The following is an 18,297-nucleotide window of genomic DNA, read 5'->3' on the forward strand; positions in this document are numbered from 1 at the left end:
TTTCGTGCGGAGGGAGGAGGGAGCGAGCGAGCCGGTGGCGCGCGCGCTCGCATGCGCGAGCGCCACCCCGCATCCAGCTTCGACCAGGTCTTCGCTGCGCAAAGATCAAGTCTGCGCGTCCCTCTCCCCTCGGAGAGGGGCGAGGGATGGTGTCTTACGTTATTCGAGATCGCTCTCGCTGACGACGATCGGCTGTGCGTCGGCGTTGCGGGCGAGCGCGGAGAGGGCAGCGTCGGCGATCGTGTCGGAGAAGCGGTTGAACATGTCGACCGCGTCGCCGTCCGGCGCGTCGCCGCTCAGCGCCTCCAGCACGTCGTACTGGACCGCGAATTCATATTCGTCGCCGTCCGCCTCGCCGGTGAACTCCACCTGCCGCTCGTCGATGTTGTCGAGCAGCGTGTCGAGGCTGATCTCAAGCCGGTCGGCCGCCATAGGTCCATGTCCTTTCGTCATCGTCGCCGTCGACAAAACGGAAGCGGCGGCGATGTTCCCGCATGCGGCGCATCGACGCCGCTTAACCATACTGGCGCGCCCCGCGCACGTCCGGTCGCAGCATGGATGGTCGCAGCGGCGGCGATGGATCAGCCATAAGCGGACAGGGGAGACGGGCGCAGCACCCCCAAGTCGCTGACGTCCAAAGGGAGATATGTTCATGCGTTACCGTTCGATCATGCTGGCCGCGTGCGGCATGATGATGCTGGGTGCCTGCGCCAAGAAGGCGCCGCCGGCCCCGCCGCCCCCGCCGCCGCCCCCGGGCGCGGTTGCGGGCAGCCACGCCGCCGACCGCGACGGCGACGGGATCGTCGACGGCTATTACACCTCCGACGGCATCTATCACCCCTATGCGCCGCCGGCCCCGCCGCCGCCGCCGCCCGCGCCGACCCGCCGCGGGGAACGGGGCTGATCGTCCGTATGCGGGGAGGGCGGCGGTGCCGCTCTCCCTTTCGGTTGCTGACGCTGTCGCTGGCGATCGCGGTGCCGATGATGCCCGCGACGTCGGCGGCTGCTGCCGTCAGGACCAAGGCTAACGTCAAGACGAAGCCCGCCGCCAAGGTAAAGCCGGTTGGCAAGGCGAACGCCGTCGCGAAGGGCAAGCGGTCGCCCGCGCCGCGCGCCGCCAAGGCCAGGGTCGATTCCGCGCGCGACCAGGCGCTGGCGGTCGCGATCCGCGCCGCCGCCGGCGGGTGGATGGCGCGCGTCTATGCGCAGCGCGGCTATCGCCCGCTGTGGACGGGCGGGGAGACGGGCGCTGCGACGATCGGCCCGGCCGCCGGCACGCTGATCGCGTATCTGAACGACGCCGACCTCGACAACCTAAAGCCGTCGTCCTACGACGTGGGCAAGCTGCGCCAGCGGATCGATGCCGCGCGCGGCGGTGCGCCCGCGGCGGTGGCCGCGGCCGAGCTGGCGCTGTCCGCCGCGTTCGTCGATTACGTCCGCGACCAGCGCCGCCCGCGCGACGTCGGCATGACCTGGGCCGACAAGCGCCTGAAGCCGAGCCGTCCCAAGCCGGAGGCGGTGTTGCGCGCCGCGACCTTTCCGCCCTCTTTCGCGACCTATGTGAGCAAGATGGCGTGGATGAGCCCGCGCTACGTCGAGCTGCGGCGCGCCTCGGCACTGGCGCGGCGCGGCGGGATCACGCCGGCGGCGCTGACGCGGCTGCGGCTGAACCTCGACCGCGCGCGGATCCTTCCGGGGCCGTGGACGCGGCATGTCGAGGTCGATGCCTCGTCGGGGCGGCTGTGGTTCTACGAGGCGGGCGAGCAGAAGGGCACGATGCGCGTCGTGGTCGGCACGCGCGAGACGCAGACGCCGATGCTGGCCGGCACGCTGCAATGGGCGATCGTGAACCCGTATTGGAATGTGCCCGACTATCTGGTCCGCAAGAACGTCGCGGTGAAGATCCTGGGCGGGCGGACGCTGGCGTCGATGAAGATGGAGGCGCTGAGCGACTGGAGCGATGCGGCGCGGCCGCTGCCCGCCGACACGATCGACTGGCGCGCGGTGGCGGCGGGCAAGCGCGACCTGCGGGTGCGGGAATTGCCGGGACCGGCCAATTCGATGGGGAAGGTCAAGTTCCTGTTCCCGAACGACGAGGGCATCTACCTGCACGACACGCCGAACCGCGCGCTGCTGACGAAGGACGACCGCCATTTCAGCAACGGGTGCATCCGGCTGGAGGATGCGCCGCGGCTGGCGCGGTGGTTGATGGGGCGTCCGCTGCGCGCGGGCGGCAAGCCCGAGCAGGCGGTGGCGCTGACCGCGCCGACGCCGGTGTATCTGACCTATCTGACCGCCGGCAGCACGGGGGCGCAGCTGGCGTTCCGCGACGATGTCTACGGGCGGGACGGGTGAAGGGCCCGGCGGGATCGGAAGCGTTCCGAAGCTGAGTCACCTGCGCCGTTCGTGCTGAGCCTGTCGAAGCACGTGAACGAGGCGGGCGTATGAAGCACGCACTTCGACAGGCTCAGTGCGAACGGGATGAGCGCTTCACCTCTGATCCGAAGGCCGGTGGCCCGGATCGAGCGCGGGGACCAGCCGTGCGGCCTCGGCCGGGTCGATGCCGGGGCGCGGTGCGGCGGGCAGGCGTTCGTCGCCGCGGATCGCGCGGCCGGCGCGCTGGATCGCCTCCACCAGCCGCGGATAGATGCCGCACCGGCAGATGTTGGTGATCGCGGCGCGGATCGCCGCCTCCGACGGGGCGGGATCGCGCTTCAGCAGGGCGGCGGCGGCCATGGTGATGCCGGGAATGCAATAGCCGCATTGGGGGACGTTGCAGGCGATCAGCGCAAGCTGCACCGGGTGGGTGCGGTCGCGCGACAGCCCCTCGATCGTGGTGACGAACGCGCCCTCCGCCTGTCGCAGCGTCACCTGGCACGACCGCAGCGCGCGTCCGTCGACATCGACGGTGCACGCCCCGCAGCTGCCGGTGCCGCAGCCGTATTTGGTGCCGGTCAGGTTGGAGGCATCGCGCAACGCCCACAGCAGCGGAGTGTCCGCGGGCAGGCGATATTCGACGGCCTCGTTGTTGACGGTCAGGCGGGTCATGCCGCCTTCCCTACGAAGCGACCGGGGCAGCGGCAATATGCGCGCGCGCGACGGTCAGGGTCGGTTCGGAGATGCGCTCAGCTGTCGCGGCGGCGGTAGGCGTGCTGGATGTTGCTGATCCAGCCCGCGCTCGCCTTCACGTTGTTGGCGCCGCGTTCGCGCGGGCGGCGCGCCTCCGCGATGTCGATCGCACCGTCGCTGAAGTGCAGCCCGGCGAGCGCCGCGGAGGTCCACATCACCTCGGCCGGGAGCGCGACCAGCGTGCCCATCGTCACCGCGACCTGATCGCCCTGATGCAGTTCGCCCGGATTTTCGATGCAGGCGCCGGTGGCGGACAGATTGCGCACGCGGACCTCGACCGCCCGGTCGACATGGTCGATGCGGGCATACAGGATGACGCTGCTGCGCGGTTCACGGGGTGTCGAATCGGACATCGCCGATGTCCCTTAGCATGACGGCGCGCGATGGAAGATAGATTGTTTCGTCACCGTTTCGGTTGTACGTACCCAAAAAGTCATGAGTTTGACCCGCGGTGGTTGCCAGCGGCGGGCGTCTTGTCCTAGTGGCCGGCGATGGACCCGCAAACGGCGTCGGAGGGCGCGCTTCTTCCGGACGCTGCCGAACTCACGCCGTGCGATCGTGAGCCGATCCACCTGTCGGGCGCGGTTCAGCCCCACGGGCTGATGCTGGTCGCCGACCCGCGCACGCTGCGTGTCGTCGCCGGGGCGGGCGCGATCGAGGACAAGCTGGGCGACGACTGGCTGGGGCAGGACCTGTCGGTGCTGTTGCGGCAGGATGTCGCCGCGGTGGCGCAGGCCGCGCCGGTCGGCCCGGGGGGCACGGTGCTGGCCGCGCCGCTGCTCGGGCACGACGTCGCGCTGCACCGCGCCGGGCCGTGGCTGATCGCCGAGCTGGAGCCGATCGAGGAACAGCCGGGCAGCGTCGCCGCGACGCTGGGCTGGCTCGACGCGATCGCCGCAGGGTTCGAGCGCGCCGGCACGCTGAAGATGCTGTGCGACCGCGCCGCGGCGGCGTTTCGCGCGCTGACCGGGTTCGACCGGGTAATGATCTACCGCTTCCTCGACGACGAGGCGGGGTGCGTCGTTGCGGAGGACCGCGACCCGGCGTTGTCGTCGTTCCTCCACCACCATTTCCCGGCGACCGACATTCCGCGGCAGGCGCGCGCGCTGTACGTGCGCAACCGCACGCGCGTGATCCCCGACATAAACTACACGCCCGCCGCGCTGCGCCCGGCCGGGTTCAAGACCGTCGACCTGAGCGACGTCGCGATCCGCAGCGTCTCGCCGGTGCATGTCGAATACCTGCGCAACATGGGGGTTGCGGCGTCGGCGTCGATCTCGATCGTCAAGGACGGGCTGCTGTGGGGACTGGTGGCGTGCCACAATCTCACCCCCCGGCTGATGCCGCGCAGCATCCGCGCCGCCGGCGCGGCGATGGCGAGCGCGCTGGCGCGGCAGATCCTGGCGAAGGAAGAGGCGGAGGCGTATCGCACCCGGCTGGCGCTGCGCAGCGAGGAGGACGCGCTGCGGCAATTGCTGGCGGACGACGGCGATCCGTTCGCGACGCTGACCCGGCGTGCCGACGAGTTGCGGCGGATGCTGGATGCCGACGGCCTGGTGCTGATCCGCGACCGGACGCTGGCGTCGAGCGGCGTGGTGCCCGCGGACGAGGACGTGCTGGAGCTGGTTCGCGGCCTGCGGCTGCGCGAGGATGCCGCGCCGTTCGCGACGCGCGAGCTGGCGGTCGACTGGCCCGCGGCCGGGCGCTTCGGCGCGAACAGCGGCGTGCTGGCGATGCGCGTCGACGACCGGCAGGTGCTGGTCTGGACGCGCGTCGAGCAGATCGAGGAGATCGAATGGGCGGGCAATCCGCACAAGGCGGTCCCGCTCGACCCGCAGGCGACGCTCCACCCGCGCGCCTCGTTCGAATCGTGGCACGAGACGGTGCGCGGGCGCGCGCGGCGCTGGACGCTGGAGCAGGTGGAGGGCGCCGTGCGGCTGCGCCGGCTGCTGCGCGAGGCGCGCGCCTCGACCGAGCTGCGCCGGCTGAACCAGGAGCTGGAGCGCGCGGGGGCGGAGAAGGACGCGTTGCTGGCGCAGAAGGACCTGCTGATGCGCGAGGTCGACCACCGCGTGCAGAACAGCCTTCAGCTCGTGTCGTCGTTCCTGGCGATCCAGGCGCGCGACGCCGGGCCGGGGGTGGTCGCCGACCAGCTGCGCGAGGCACGCTCGCGGCTGTCGGCGGTGGCGCTGGTGCATCGCCGCCTGTACCGCGACGACCAGATCGAGACGATCGACCTCAGCCGCTACCTGGGCGAGCTGATCGACGATTTGAAGGCGTCGCTGGGCGACGAATGGTCGCGCGCGATGACGCTGTCGCTGGCGCCGGTGCTGATCCCCGCCGATCGCGCGGTGAACATCGGGCTGATCGCCGCCGAACTGGTCATCAACGCGACCAAATATGCCTATCCGGGGCAGAGCGGCGGGCCGATCGAGATCGTGCTGGAGCAATATCGCAACCGGCTGCGCCTGATCGTCGCGGACAACGGCGCCGGCAAGCAGGGTGACGGCGAAGGGTTCGGCAGCCGCATGATGCGCGCGGTGATCCAGCGGATCGACGGCGAGATCGATTACCTCGACAACGCACCGGGGTTGCGCGCGGTGCTGACCGCACCGATCGAGGCGGACTGAGGGGCGGACCACCCGTTCCGTTCGTGCCGAGCCTGTCGAAGCACGCGCGTCCGGGCACGGCGGCTGAGACACGCACGTCGACAAGCTCGGTGCGAACGGCTGGGTGGGTCGGCCGGCGCTAGGGAGAAGCGCCCGGGATCAATCGTCCCGCGCCGCCGCGGCGTAGAGCGCGAAGGTGGCGAGCGCGCCGGCGATCATCCGGCCGGTCCAGTCGGCGTCCTGCCCGGCGGCGGCCTCGTCCAGCGCCGCGCGAACCGCCCGCCACTGGCCGGGGGCGTGGACCGCGCCCAGGTAGCGGCAGGGCGTGCCCGCGGGCACCTGTCGCGCCAGCAGCGCGCCGCCGAGCCGCGATCCCTCCACGACGTACAGCACGCCCCAGCGGCTCGCCGCATCCTCGCCGGGCGCGAAGGGCAGGGGAGCGGGCAGCGCCGCGCCGAGATCGGCGAGATCCGCGGCGAGCAGCGGGGTGCGCGGGGGAAGCGTCGCGGCGAACGGCAGCGCGGCCATCGCCGCCTCGGCGACCGGCAGCGCGCGGGCGTGGGCCAGCAGGAACGCGCGGTACGCCGCGGGCGCGGCAAGGTGGTGCGCGCCGAACGCGGCATCGACCTGCTCGTGCGCCGCGCCGGTGGCGTCGCGCAGCATCGTCATCGCGGACACCGGCGTCAGTCCAGTCCGCGCTCCAGGAAGCGTTCCGCGACCGCGCAGTGCATCGCCACGCCGGTCGCCAGCACGTCCTCCTCGATCGTCATGCGGGTGTTGTGGAGCGGCGGGTTGGTGCGCCAGTCGCTGCCCGGTGCGGCGACGCCGAGGAACGCCATCGCGCCGGGTATTTCCCGCAGCACGTAGCTGAAATCCTCGCCGCCCATCATCGGCGCGGGCATCGCGGTCCAGCCGGCGCCGCCGGGCACCTGCGACGACAGATCGCGCAGCAGCCGCGCGGCGCGGCGATCGTTGACGGTGACCGGATAGCCTTCCTCGATCGACGTGTCCGCGACGCAGCCGTGCGCGGCCGCGATCCCCTGCGCGATCCGGTGGAACGCGGCGCGCATCTGCTCACGGGTCGCCTCGGACAGCGTGCGCAGCGTGCCCATCAGCTGCACTTCGCCGGGGATGATGTTGTGCGAGGAGCCGGCGTGGATCTGCGTCATCGTCAGCACCGCGGGATCGGCGACCGGCACGCGGCGCGCGACATGCTGTTGCAGCGCGGTGACGATCGCGCAGGCGACCGGGATCGGGTCGATCGCCTCGTGCGGCATCGCGGCGTGACCGCCCTTGCCGCGGATCGTGGCGAGCACGGTGTCGGTGGAGGCGAGCATCGCGCCGTCGCGCCCGACGAACATGCCGGCGGGGGCGTTGGGGAGGATGTGGAGCGCGAACGCCGCCTCCGGCCGTGCGATGTCGAGCAGCCCGTCGGCGATCATGTGGCGCGCGCCGTGATGGCCTTCCTCGCCGGGCTGGAACATGAACACGATCGTTCCGGACAGCTCCTCGCGCCGCGCCGCCAATGCGCGCGCCGCGCCGGCCAGCATCGCGGTGTGCGCGTCATGGCCGCAGGCGTGCATCCGGCCCGGAATGGTAGAGGCGAACGGCAGCCCGGTCTCCTCGGTCATCGGCAGCGCGTCCATGTCGCCGCGCAGCAGCACGGTGCGCCCGTTCGACCCCGCGCCCGCGCGCCCGCCGCGCAGGATCGCGATGAAGCCGGTGGTGCTGGTGCTGTCGTGGATCTCCAGCGGCAGTCCGGCGAGCGCTGCCTTCGCCTTGGCGGTGGTCAGCGGACAGTGCAGCCCGACCTCGGGCTCGGCATGGATCGCGCGGCGCAGGGCGACGATCTCGGCAAGCTCGGCGGCGCCGATCGCGCTCCAGTCGGTTCGGTCGGCGAGCGTGCTGGTCATGGACGGACTCCTTTGGGTGGCCGCTGTAACCGATCCGTCACCCACGCGGAAGCGCGTCAGGGCAGGCGTCGCGCCGTGACGATGCGGATCGCAGGTGCCAGCATCTGCCCCTTCATCGCGCCCTCGCCGAGCGTCGGGGAGGTCGGCGCGGCGAGGATCGTGCGGATGACGTCCATCCCCTCCAGCACGCGGCCGAAGGCGGCGAAGCCGGGCTGGCCGTCCGCGGCGTCCATCGATGTCAAATTCCCGACCGTCACGAAGAAGTCGCCGGTCGCGGTGCCCGGCGCGGCCATCGCCATCGAGATCGTGCCGTCGGTGTGGCTGAGCCCGGTCTGCGTCGTCGGCTCGTGCTTGATGGCCGGCAGCGTGCGCTTGGGATCGTTGCGGGTGCCGAACTGGACGAGGCCGTAGCCGTCGCCGACCTTCACCGCGCGGTAGAAGTTGGTGCCGTCCAGCCGCTTGCCGTCGACATATTTGAGGAAGTTGGCGGCGGTGACGGGCGCGGCCTTCGTATCGACGCCGATCACGATCGGGCCGGCGGCGGTGGTGAGGACCACGCGGGTCAGCGTCGCGGGGACCGGAGCGGCGGGGGACGGGGGCGCAGCGGGCACCGACGTCGCGGCGGGCGCGGGCGGAGGCGGCGCGGGCGCGGTGACCTGCGGCGCGGCGAGCAGGAGCGCGAGGGCGGCGATCATGCCGCGGCCCGCCGTGCCGGGGCGATCAGGACCGGGAGCACGGCGGCCTGCGCGCCGGTCAGTTGCAGGACGTAACGCCCGGGTGCGAGGGAATAGTCGACGATCTTGCGGATGCCGCTGCACGCCGGGCCGTGCGCGTGGGTGGCGGCGGGCAGCGCGCGACCGGCGCGGACGACCTCGATCCACGCCGGTGCGCCGAGTGCGATGCGATAGGTGCCGGCGCGCGCGACCTGGAACAGCGCCATGCCGGCGTTGCTGCCCCCCTCGACCGGGCGGGTCGGCGGGGCGGCGGGAGTGAGCCGGTCGGTGGGCACCAGCCGGAGCTCGGCGGCGCGGCCGATCACGATCACGGGAGCGCTGCGCGTGCCGGCGCCGGCCTCGACGGGCATGCGCGTGTTCCAGCTCTCGAACCCCGCCGGCAGGAGCGGGCGGGCCGCGGTGCAGGCGGCATCTGGCAGCGGGGCATCCTGCGCGCGTGCCGGCAGCGACGCCATGGGCAGCGACAACAGCAGCATCGGTGCCAGCAGGAGGGCGGGTTTCGGCGCGAGCGGGAACATGGCGCTTCCATAAACCCGTCGTGCCGCTTCGGCCAGCCCGGCGCGACGATCCGCAGCAACCAAGCGCCGCCTTGCCGGGTTGAGCGCGGACAGGCAGCCTGCCGCAACGGCAAGGGGAGAACGACGATGACCGACCAGCGAAACGAGACGGGCGCGGACCAGATGGGCCGGGCGGCGGCGGATGCGGCGCAGCAGGCGACCGACCGGCTGCGCGCGTCGGGCCAGCATATGGTGGAGAGCGGGCAGACGATCAGCAGCAAGATCCTCGATCAGGTCGAGGCCAACACGCAGGAAGCGTTCGCCGCAATGCGCGCGGCGTCGCAGGCCAAGGACCTGTCGCAGGTGATGCAGATCCAGAGCGACTATCTGCGCAGCCAGGGCCAGCGATCGATGGAGCAGGCGCGCGAGATCGGTCAGCTGATCATGCAGTTCGGCCGCGCGGCGGTAACCCCGGGCAGCGGCGGGAGCGGCCAGCAGGGCTGAGGATCACCCGGCGGCGTGGTGCGCCAGCACGACCAGGTCGTGCGGCGTGCCGCTGCCGTCGCGGACATGGTCGCGCAGCCGCGCCTCGACGACGAAGCCGAGGCTGTCGAACAGGGCGAGCGTTCGCACGCGGTCCGCGGTCATCGCGACGGTGAGCTTCGCCAGCCCGTGCGTGGCGGCGATCTGCATCACCGCCTGGAGCAGGTCGTGGCCGAGCCCGGTGCCGCGGCGGTCGGGGGCGACGAGCAGGCGGATCTCGCCGACGTGCGCGCTCCAGCTCAGCGGATCGCGGACCAGCGCGGCGGTGCCGACGAGCGCGCCGTCCTCCTCGGCGACCAGCCCGTCGATCCAGCCTTGCGCGATCGCCTCCAGCCAGGCCGCGATCACGCGCGGCTGGCGCAGGTCGCGACCCAGGAACAGCAGGTCGTGTTCGGGGACGCCGGCGGCGAAGACCTGCGTCGGCAGCCGGTCGCGTTCCTGAAGGCGGCGTATGCGGGTTTGCGGCATCGGCGCGGTCCTTGCCGTGAGGGCGGCGAACATCGTTCCCGCTGGCGGCGGGGAGGTCAAGTCGCTCTGGTAGCGGCGAGTTTTCGCCGCCCCTCCACCGGTCGCCCCGAGCTTGTCGAAGGGCGTGTTCCGGGCACGTGCTTCGACAGGCTCAGCACGAACGGGGGACTATCGATCACGATCCTGGGGCAGGGCGGACCGCCGCGCTCCCGACCGGCCTCGGCCCCTGATCCGTCGCGTCGAGCAGCGAGTCGCCGCCCAGCGTGCGGTAGAGGGTGACCAGGTTGGTGGCGCGCACGAGTTGCGTGGCGACCAGCGTGCGTTGCGCCGAATAGAGCTGCCGTTGCGCGTCGAGCGAGGTCAGATACGTGTCGATGCCGCCGCGGTAGCGCGCGTTGGTCAGGTTCAGCGTGTCCTGCGCCGCGACATAGAAACGCTGGTTGGCGGCCAGCTGCTCGGTGATCGTGCCGCGGCGGGCGAGCGCGTCGGACACTTCGCTGAACGCGGTCTGGATCGTCTGTTCGTAGGTGGCGAGCGCGGCGTCGCGCTGCGCCACGCTGTATTCGACGCCCGCGCGCCCGGCGCCGGCGCGGAAGATCGGGTAGCTGGCGTTGGGCGCGACCGACCAGTTGAACGAATCGCCCGCGAACAACGTGCGCAGCGCGGTGCTGGCGAAGCCGACCAGCCCGGTGAGCGTGATGCGCGGGAACAGCGCCGCGCGCGCCGCGCCGATCTCGGCATTGAAGGCGCGCAGCGAATATTCGGCCTGCACCACGTCGGGACGGCGCAGCAGCACGCCCGAGTCGATGCCGGCGGGCAGTTCGCCGATCGTCTGCGCCGCCTGCTCGATCCCGGCGGGCAGCAGCGCGGGGTCGACGGGCGCGCCGACCAGCAATTGCAGCGCATTGACGTCCTGCGCCAGCAGCGTGCGCTGTTCGGCGAGGTCGGCCTCGGCGGTGGCGAGGATCTGTTCGGCCTGGCGCACGTCGGTGCGCGGCGACACGCCGCCGCGCCGCCGCGCGTCGGTGAGCCGGACGCTGATCCGCGCGGCGGCAGCGGTCTGCTCGGCGACGGTCAGCAGGCTCTTGTCGGCGGCATAGGTGAGCCAGGCGTTGGCGATGTCGCCGATCAGCGTGAGGCGGGTGGCACGCGCGGCGGCTTCCTGCGCGAAATAGCGCGACAGCGCCGCGCCGGTGAGCGAGCGGACGCGCCCGAACAGGTCGATCTCGAACGCGGTGACGCCGAGCTGCGCCTGAAAGGTGCTGTTGGAATTGGAAACGACCGTGGTGTTGCCGGTGCCGCCGGTACCGGTGCCCGTCCCGCCGGTGCCGGTGCCGGTGCCGCCCGTGCCGGTGCCCGTCCCGCCGGTTCCGCCACCTGCGCCGGTGTTGATCCCGGTGGTGACCCCCGAGCGGCTGCTCTCGCGATAGCTGTAGGCGCCGGTGGCGTTGAGCTGCGGGAACAGGTCGCCGCGCTGGATGCGATATTGCGCGCGCGTCGCGGCGATGTTGGCGACCGCGACGCGCAGGTCGCGGTTGTTGGCCAGCGCCTGGTCGATCAGCGCCTGGAGTCGCGCGTCGCGGAAGATGTCGCGGTAGGTGACGCTGGGCAGCGTCGCCTCGCTTTGCCGCAGGTAGGCGTCGCCGACCGGCCAGGAGGCCGGGATCGGCGGCGTCGGGCGGACATAGGTGGGCGCGAGCGAGCAGCCGGCGAGCGCGGCCATAGCCGACATGGGCGCGGAAAGGGCGGCGATACGGCGGAACATCATGCCCCCTCCGGCGCGGGCAGCGCGGGCTTGTCGATCGGACGCGGCAGTTGCTTCGGCGCGTCGGGTGCGGCGTGGCCGCCGTGGTCGTGCGGGCCGTCGTCGTCCGGGCCGGAATCAGGGCTGGGATCGGCGCCGCGGCGCAGGCCCTTCCAGCCGTCGCGGAAGCCGCGGCGCACCAGCACGAAGAACAGCGGAATGTAGAAGATCGCCAGCACGGTCGCGGTGATCATGCCGCCGATCACCGAGGTGCCGATCGCGATGCGGCTGTTCGCGCCCGCGCCGGTCGAGATCGCGAGCGGCAGCACGCCGAAGATGAAGGCGAGGCTGGTCATCAGGATCGGGCGCAGGCGGATCCTGGCGGCGGCCAGCGCCGCGTCGATGACGCGCTTGCCCTTCTTCTCCTCCTGCTCGGCGAATTCGATCATCAGGATCGCGTTCTTCGCCGCCAGCCCCATCGTCGTCAGCAGACCGATCTGGAGGTAGACGTCGTTGACGAGGCCGCGCAGCGTCGTGAACAGGATCGCGCCGATCAGCCCGAGCGGGATGACGAGCAGCACCGCGAACGGGATCGACCAGCTTTCGTACAGCGCGGCAAGGCACAGGAAGACGACGAGGATCGACAGGCCGTAGAGGAGCGGCGCCTGCCCGGCGGACAGCCGTTCCTGGAACGACAGGCCGGCCCAGGACACGCTGGTGCCGGGGATCTGGCCCGCGAGTTCCTCGATACGCGTCATCGCCTCGCCCGAACTCTTGCCCTCGGCGGCCGAGCCCTGGAATTCGTAGGACGGGATGCCGTTGAAGCGCGACAGCGTGACCGGCGCCTGGCTCCAGCCGATCTGCGCGAAGGCGGCGAAGGGCACCATCTGCCCGGCCGACCCGCGCACGAACCACTGGTTCAGGTCGGTCGGCGCGGCGCGGTACGGCGCATCGCCCTGCACGAACACGCGCTTCACGCGGCCGCGGTCGACGAAGTCGTTGACGTAGCGGCCGCCCCAGGCGGTCGACAGCGTGGTGTTCACGTCGGCCTGCGTCAGCCCCAGCGCGGCGAGCTTCTGCTGGTCGATGTCGACCTTCAGCGTCGGCGTATCGGGCAATTCGGTGAGGCGCACCGATTCCAGTTCGGGATCGGCATTGGCGGCGGCGAGCAACTTGTCCTTCGCCGCGGCGAACTGCTCCTGCGTCAGCCCGCTGCTGTTCTGCAATTCCATCGTGAAGCCGTTCGACTGGCCGAGGCCGCGCACTGCGGGGGGGACCAGCGCGAAGACGCGCGCGTCGCGCAAGCCCCGGAACGCCGCGGAGGCGCGCGCGACGATGGCGTCGGCGGTGTTCTCCTTGCCGTGGCGATCCTCCCACGGCGCGAGGTTCACGAAGCCCTGCCCGGTGTTCTGGCCGCTGGCGCCGCCGCCGCCGCCGCCGCTGACGGTGAACATCGTCCGGACGTTCGCGCCCTCGCTGGTGGCGAGATAATCCTCGACCTTGTGCTGCACCTCCTCGGTGCGCGAGCGGGTGGCGCCGGCGGGGAGCTGGAACTGGACAATTGCCGAACCCTGGTCCTCGGTGGGCAGGAAGCCGGTGGGCATCCGCAGGAACAGCACCGCGAGCAAGGCGACGGTAGCCAGGTAGATCAGCAGGAACAGCGCCTTGCGGTCGATCACCCGCCGCACGCCCGCGACATAGCGCGCCACGCCGCGGTCGAAGGTGTCGTTGAAGCCGTCGCGCGCCCGCTCCAGCGCGTGCGCGACGCGCGGGAACTTGCGGCCCACCCAGCTCTGCTCGATCGGATCGCCGTGTTCGTCGTGCGTCTGCTTGAGCAGGGTCGCGGTCAGCGCGGGCGACAGGATGACCGCCACCAGCACCGACAGCACCATCGCCGAGACGATCGTCAGCGAGAATTGGCGGTAGATCACGCCGGTCGACCCGCCGAAGAACGCCATCGGCATGAAGACCGCCGACAGGACGAGCGCGATCGCGACCAGCGCGACCGTGATCTCCTTCATCGATTCGATCGTCGCCTCGCGCGGGGTCATGCCGGGGTTCTCCTCCAGCAGGCGCTCCACGTTCTCGACGACGACGATCGCATCGTCGACCAGCAGGCCGATCGCGAGCACGAGCCCGAACAGCGTCAGCGTGTTGATCGAGAAGCCGGCGACGTAGAACACCGCAAAGGTGCCGAGCAGCACGACCGGCACCGCGATGGCGGGGACGAGCGTGGCGCGCCAGCTTTGCAGAAAGACGAACATCACGATGACGACGAGGATGATCGCCTCGATCAGCGTCTTGACCACTTCCTCGATCGACAGCTTGATGAAGTCGGTGGTGTCGTTGGCGAACGCGTAGGTGAGGCCGGGCGGAAAACCCTTCGACGCCTGCTCGACCTGCGCCTTGACCAGCTCAGCGGTCTTGAGCGCATCGGCGCCGGGCGCGAGCAGCACCGCGATGCCGGCGCCGGGGTGGCGGTTCACGCGGCTGAACGCGTTGTAGCTTTCCGCGCCCAGCTCGATCCGGCCGACGTCAGACAGGCGGACGGTGCCGCCGTCCTGCTCGGTCTTGAGGATGATCTGCGCGAATTGCGCCGGCGTCTGGAGCCGCGACTGCGCGGTGACGACCGCGTTCAGCATCTGCGTCGCGGGGCTGGGCTGTCCGCCGATCTCGCCGGCGGCGACCTCCGTATTCTGGTTCTGGATCGCGGTGACCACGTCGCCGGGCATCAGCTGGAAGCTGTTGAGCCTGGCCGGGTCGAGCCAGATGCGCATTGCATATTGCGAGCCGAAGACGTTGGTGTCGCCGACGCCCTGGATGCGCCCGAGCGGGTCCTGGAGGTTGGAGACGAGGAAGTCCGACATGTCCTGGTTGGTCAGCTTGTCGGTGGTGTCGTACACGCCGACGATCAGCAGGAAGTCCGGGTTGGACTTGCGGACGACGAGGCCCTGCTGCTGGACCTGTTGCGGCAGGCGGCTGAGCGCCTGTTGGACCTGGTTCTGGACCTGCACCTGCGCGATGTCGGGATCGGTGCCCTTGTCGAAGGTGGCGGTGATCGTCACCGAGCCGCGGCTGGACGAGCTCGACTGGAAATAGAGCAGCCCGTCGATGCCGGTCAGCTGCTGCTCGATCACCTGGGTGACGCTGTTCTGGATCGTCTGCGCATTGGCGCCGGGGAAGGTGGCGCGGATCGAGACCTGCGGCGGCGCGACGTCGGGATATTGCGCGATCGGCAGCGACAGGATCGCGCCGACCCCGGCCAGCATCACGATAATGGCCAGCACCCATGCGAAGATGGGGCGGTCGATGAAGATGCGGGACATGGCCGGTTAGCCTGCCTTGCCCTTGGTACCGCCCATCTTCTCCATCTGTTCGGGCGAAGGCGCCTTTACCGGTTGCGGCGCGTTGGCGGGCACCGCGCGGATCGCGGCGCCGGGGCGCAGGTTGGCGAGCCCCTGCGTGATGACGTGCTCGCCGCCCTTCAGCCCGTCGGTGACGACCCAATATTGCCCCTGCGTGCGGTCGGCCTTGATCGAGCGCTGCTCGGCCTTGCCGTTCGCGCCGACGACGAACAGCGTCGCATTGCCCTTCGCATCGCGGCTGATCGCGACCTGGGGCACCAGGAAGGCGTTCTTCTGGATGGCCTGCGCAAAGGCGGCGCGGACGAACATGCCGGGCAGCAGCAACCCCTGCGGATTGGGGAAGCGCGCGCGCAGCGTAACGGTGCCGGTGCTGGGGTCGACGACGACCTCGGCGAACTCGACCGTTCCCTTGATGCCGTAGTCGGTGCCGTCCTCCAGCTTCAGCGTCACCTCGGCGCGCGCCGGGGCGGCGCCGCCGGCGGCGAGCGCGCGGCGCAAGCCGAGGAGGTTGGCGCTCGACTGCTGGATGTCGACGAACATCGGATCAAGCTGCTGGATGGTCGCGAGCGGATCGGCCTGCGTCGCGCTGACGAGCGCGCCGACCGTGAACAGCGAACGGCCGATCCGCCCGGTGATCGGGGCGGGAACGGTGGTGAAGCGCAGGTTGACGCGCGCGCTGTCGAGCTGCGCGGTGTTGACGCCGATCTGCGCGGCGGCCTGCCGCTGCTGCGCGACCGCATCGGTATAGTCCTGCGCGCTGATCGCCTCCATTTCGGCGAGCGGCTTGTAGCGGTCGGCGCGGATCTTGGCGGCGGCGAAGGTCGCCTGCGCGTTGGCGACGTTGGCGCGCGCCTGATTGGCGGCGGCGCGGTAGATCGAGGGGTCGATCTGGTAGAGCGGCTGGCCGCGCCTGACGAGCGCGCCCTCGGTGAAGAAGCGCTTCTGGATCACGCCGGTGATCTGCGGGCGGACCTGCGAGCTTTCATAGGCGACGGTGCGGCCGGGCAGTTCGCTGACCGTCTCGACCGCGGTCGGTTGCACGACGACATAGCCGACGGTGGTCGGGCCGCCGCCCGGGCCGCCGGGGCCGCCCTTGCCCTTGCCCTGTCCGCTGCCTTGCCCGCCCTCGCTGCCGCTGCCGCCGCTGCATGCCGCAAGCGCAAGCGCCGCCGCAAGCGTCACCAGCCCGGCCGCGTCGCGCGCCCGCCGTCCCATCATCGCTGTCGCCACTCTGTGCCTTGTCCGAACCGGGGGAATGCACCGGCTAAGCGCTATTTGTCGCAAATGTTTCGCAGCGGCGACCTTTTATTTGTCAGCCGCGGCGGAAATTGCCCGCGCGGCGCTCGGCAACCGCCTGCAATCCCTCGCGGAAGTCCGCGGTCTGCATCAGCCGGTCCTGCTCGGCGCGCTCGTGCTCGGTGCGCTGGCGGACCGCCTCGGCGATGTCGGCGCGCAAGGTGGCGCGCGTCGCCTCGACCGCCAGCGGCGCGTTGGCGGCGATCTCGGCGGCGAGTCCTTGCGCGGCGGCGCGGACCTCGGCGAGCGGCGCGATCTGGTCGACGAGGCCGTAGCGCAGTGCCTCCTCGGCCTTCACGCGGCGGCCGGTCAGCAGCATCAGGCTGGCGTGCTGCACGCCGACGACGCGCGGCAGGGTCAGGCTGATCCCGAAGCCGGCGTGGAAGCCGAGCGCGACGAAATTGGCGGAGAAGCGCGCCTCCGCGGCGGCGACGCGGAAGTCGGCGACGAGCGCGAGGCCGAGCCCGGCGCCGACCGCCGCGCCCTGGATCGCGGCGACGATCGGCTTGCGGGCGGAGAACAGCCGCACGGCGCCGCGATAGAGCGCAGGGGTCTCGCTCTCGCCGTGCTCGTCGACCAGCGGCGTGTCGCCGGTCAGGTCGGCGCCGCCGCAGAACACGCGGCCTTCGGTGGCCAGCACCACCGCGCGCACCTCGGGATCGGCGTCGCACGCGTCGAGCACGTCGGCGAGCGCATGGATCAGCGCGGCGTTGACGTGGTTGTGCGGTGCGCGGTCGATGACGACGGTCGCGACATGGCCGTCGCGCGTGACCGAAATATGCTGCTTCATGCGCGGGTTCCCAGGAGGTTGCGGGCGACGACCCAGTTGTGGATCTCGGTCGGGCCGTCGTAGATGCGCATCAGGCGGATGCGCGCCGCCATCTGCGCCAGCGGCATCTCGCGCGTCATGCCCATCGCGCCGAACGCCTGCATGACGTGGTCGAGCACCTCCCACGCCATTTCCAGCGCGAAGCTCTTGAGCATCGACACCTCGGTGCGCGCGTCGCGGCGCTGGTCGATCTTCCACGCGCAGTCATAGGCCATCAGCCGCGCGGCATGGATGCGGATCGCGGCGTCGGCGACCCAGTTCTGGATCGTCTGGCGCTCGCTGAGCGGCTTGCCGAAGGTCGTGCGCTGCGGCGCATAGTCGACCAGCATGTCGAGCGCGCGGGCGGCCATGCCGATCGCGTTGGCGGCCATCTCCGCCCGCCGGGTGTTGAGGCGCAGCTGCATCGGCGCGAACCCCTGGCCCTCGGTGCCGAGCAGCTTCCATGCGGCGACGCGGCAATCGTCGAGCGCGACCTCATAGGTCGTCTCGCCCCCGATCATCGGGATCGGGCGTACGACCGAGAAGCCCGGCGCGTCGCGATCGACGAGGAACGCGCTCATCCCGCCGCGCTGGCGCTTCTCCTTGTCGGTGACCGCGATCACGATCGTGAAGTCGGCACGATCGGCCTTGGTGATCCAGATCTTGCGGCCGTTGAGCACCCAGTCGTCGCCGTCGCGCACCGCGGTGGTCTTCATGCCCGCCGGGTCGGACCCGGCGCCGGGCTCGGAGATGCCGATCGCCGAGATCGTCTCGCCGCGGACATACGGCGCCAGATACGCCGCGCGCTGGCGATCGTCGACGGTGGCGGCGAGCATCCGGAGGTTGGGCGAGTCGGGGGGCAGGGTCCACGGCACGATCGTGCGGCCGAGCGCCTCGTTGACCGCCACCATCGCCACGGCGGGAAGGTCATGCCCGCCGACGTCCTCGGGCGCGTCGAGCCCCCACAGCCCCAGGTCGCGCGAGACGGCGTCGATGCGCGCGCGTTCCGCGGGCGTCAGTTCGAGACCGTGGCCCTGGCTCTCGCGCTCCAGCAGCGCGTTTTCGAGCGGCACGAGTTCGTCGTCGACGAAGCGGCGCGCCAGCTCCGCGATCATGCGGTGATCGTCGTCGAGATCGAAGTTCATGCGCTCTCCCAGCCGTCGTTGCCGACCTCCTACGACCTCCCTTCGC

17 protein-coding genes are annotated in these 18,297 nt (G+C 71.1%); 4 read left to right on the forward strand and 13 right to left on the reverse strand.

Annotated features, from left to right (window positions below):
* Nucleotides 1-159: 159 nt before the first annotated feature.
* Nucleotides 160-432, reverse strand: coding sequence for a DUF1488 family protein (locus J2Y58_RS00860; protein WP_310097273.1), 273 nt, complete (start codon nt 430-432; stop codon nt 160-162).
* 220 nt (nt 433-652) lie between these two features.
* Here J2Y58_RS00860 and J2Y58_RS00865 point away from each other — a divergent pair, with 220 nt between their 5' ends.
* Both J2Y58_RS00865 and J2Y58_RS00870 read left to right on the forward strand, forming a co-directional pair.
* A complete protein-coding gene (locus J2Y58_RS00865; protein WP_310097275.1) occupies nt 653-904 on the forward strand; it encodes a hypothetical protein in 252 nt (83 codons plus the stop codon).
* Between the two features lie 8 nt (nt 905-912).
* Complete coding sequence (locus tag J2Y58_RS00870) at nt 913-2,355, forward strand: L,D-transpeptidase family protein (RefSeq protein ID WP_310097277.1); 1,443 nt, start codon at nt 913-915, stop codon at nt 2,353-2,355.
* A 135-nt stretch (nt 2,356-2,490) separates the two neighbouring features.
* Here the strand turns inward: J2Y58_RS00870 and J2Y58_RS00875 are convergent, their stop codons facing one another.
* Both J2Y58_RS00875 and J2Y58_RS00880 read right to left on the reverse strand, forming a co-directional pair.
* Complete coding sequence (locus J2Y58_RS00875) at nt 2,491-3,048, reverse strand: 2Fe-2S iron-sulfur cluster-binding protein (protein WP_310097280.1); 558 nt, start codon at nt 3,046-3,048, stop codon at nt 2,491-2,493.
* A 77-nt stretch (nt 3,049-3,125) separates the two neighbouring features.
* Nucleotides 3,126-3,482, reverse strand: coding sequence for a PilZ domain-containing protein (locus J2Y58_RS00880; protein WP_310097283.1), 357 nt, complete (start codon nt 3,480-3,482; stop codon nt 3,126-3,128).
* 138 nt (nt 3,483-3,620) lie between these two features.
* Between J2Y58_RS00880 and J2Y58_RS00885 the strand changes: the two genes are divergently transcribed.
* Complete coding sequence (locus J2Y58_RS00885) at nt 3,621-5,759, forward strand: histidine kinase dimerization/phosphoacceptor domain -containing protein (protein ID WP_310097286.1); 2,139 nt, start codon at nt 3,621-3,623, stop codon at nt 5,757-5,759.
* 138 nt (nt 5,760-5,897) lie between these two features.
* Here J2Y58_RS00885 and J2Y58_RS00890 read toward each other — a convergent pair whose 3' ends face one another.
* From J2Y58_RS00890 to J2Y58_RS00905, 4 genes are read right to left on the reverse strand one after another with little or no spacing between them, the layout of a single operon-like run.
* Entirely contained in the window at nt 5,898-6,407 is a 510-nt protein-coding gene (locus J2Y58_RS00890) for a biliverdin-producing heme oxygenase (RefSeq protein WP_310098318.1), read from the reverse strand.
* A 14-nt stretch (nt 6,408-6,421) separates the two neighbouring features.
* Nucleotides 6,422-7,651, reverse strand: coding sequence for a M20 family metallopeptidase (locus J2Y58_RS00895; RefSeq protein ID WP_310097289.1), 1,230 nt, complete (start codon nt 7,649-7,651; stop codon nt 6,422-6,424).
* Between the two features lie 56 nt (nt 7,652-7,707).
* Nucleotides 7,708-8,346, reverse strand: a complete 639-nt coding sequence (locus J2Y58_RS00900; protein ID WP_310097292.1) for a peptidylprolyl isomerase — start codon at nt 8,344-8,346, stop codon at nt 7,708-7,710.
* Entirely contained in the window at nt 8,343-8,903 is a 561-nt protein-coding gene (locus J2Y58_RS00905) for a hypothetical protein (RefSeq protein ID WP_310097295.1), read from the reverse strand. The genes J2Y58_RS00900 and J2Y58_RS00905 overlap by 4 nt, the downstream gene beginning before the upstream one ends.
* 126 nt (nt 8,904-9,029) lie before the next feature.
* Between J2Y58_RS00905 and J2Y58_RS00910 the strand changes: the two genes are divergently transcribed.
* Entirely contained in the window at nt 9,030-9,386 is a 357-nt protein-coding gene (locus J2Y58_RS00910; RefSeq protein ID WP_310097297.1) for a phasin family protein, read from the forward strand.
* Nucleotides 9,387-9,389: 3 nt separating this feature from the next.
* Here the strand turns inward: J2Y58_RS00910 and J2Y58_RS00915 are convergent, their stop codons facing one another.
* The 6 genes from J2Y58_RS00915 to J2Y58_RS00940 form a co-directional block, all read right to left on the reverse strand.
* Nucleotides 9,390-9,893: a GNAT family N-acetyltransferase gene (locus J2Y58_RS00915; RefSeq protein WP_310097300.1), complete on the reverse strand. Its 504-nt coding sequence runs from the start codon at nt 9,891-9,893 to the stop codon at nt 9,390-9,392.
* Between the two features lie 175 nt (nt 9,894-10,068).
* Nucleotides 10,069-11,658, reverse strand: coding sequence for an efflux transporter outer membrane subunit (locus J2Y58_RS00920; protein WP_405053055.1), 1,590 nt, complete (start codon nt 11,656-11,658; stop codon nt 10,069-10,071).
* Complete coding sequence (locus J2Y58_RS00925) at nt 11,658-14,963, reverse strand: efflux RND transporter permease subunit (RefSeq protein ID WP_310097306.1); 3,306 nt, start codon at nt 14,961-14,963, stop codon at nt 11,658-11,660. The genes J2Y58_RS00920 and J2Y58_RS00925 overlap by 1 nt, the downstream gene beginning before the upstream one ends.
* Before the next feature lie 6 nt (nt 14,964-14,969).
* Nucleotides 14,970-16,217, reverse strand: a complete 1,248-nt coding sequence (locus tag J2Y58_RS00930; RefSeq protein WP_310098321.1) for an efflux RND transporter periplasmic adaptor subunit — start codon at nt 16,215-16,217, stop codon at nt 14,970-14,972.
* Between the two features lie 97 nt (nt 16,218-16,314).
* Nucleotides 16,315-17,088: an enoyl-CoA hydratase-related protein gene (locus J2Y58_RS00935; RefSeq protein ID WP_310097309.1), complete on the reverse strand. Its 774-nt coding sequence runs from the start codon at nt 17,086-17,088 to the stop codon at nt 16,315-16,317.
* Nucleotides 17,085-18,251, reverse strand: coding sequence for an acyl-CoA dehydrogenase family protein (locus J2Y58_RS00940; protein WP_310097311.1), 1,167 nt, complete (start codon nt 18,249-18,251; stop codon nt 17,085-17,087). Before J2Y58_RS00940 ends, J2Y58_RS00935 begins: the two co-directional genes overlap by 4 nt.
* Nucleotides 18,252-18,297: the final 46 nt, after the last annotated feature.

Origin of the sequence: Sphingomonas sp. BE138, assembly GCF_031456125.1 — a bacterium.
Classification (GTDB): Bacteria; Pseudomonadota; Alphaproteobacteria; order Sphingomonadales; family Sphingomonadaceae; genus Sphingomonas.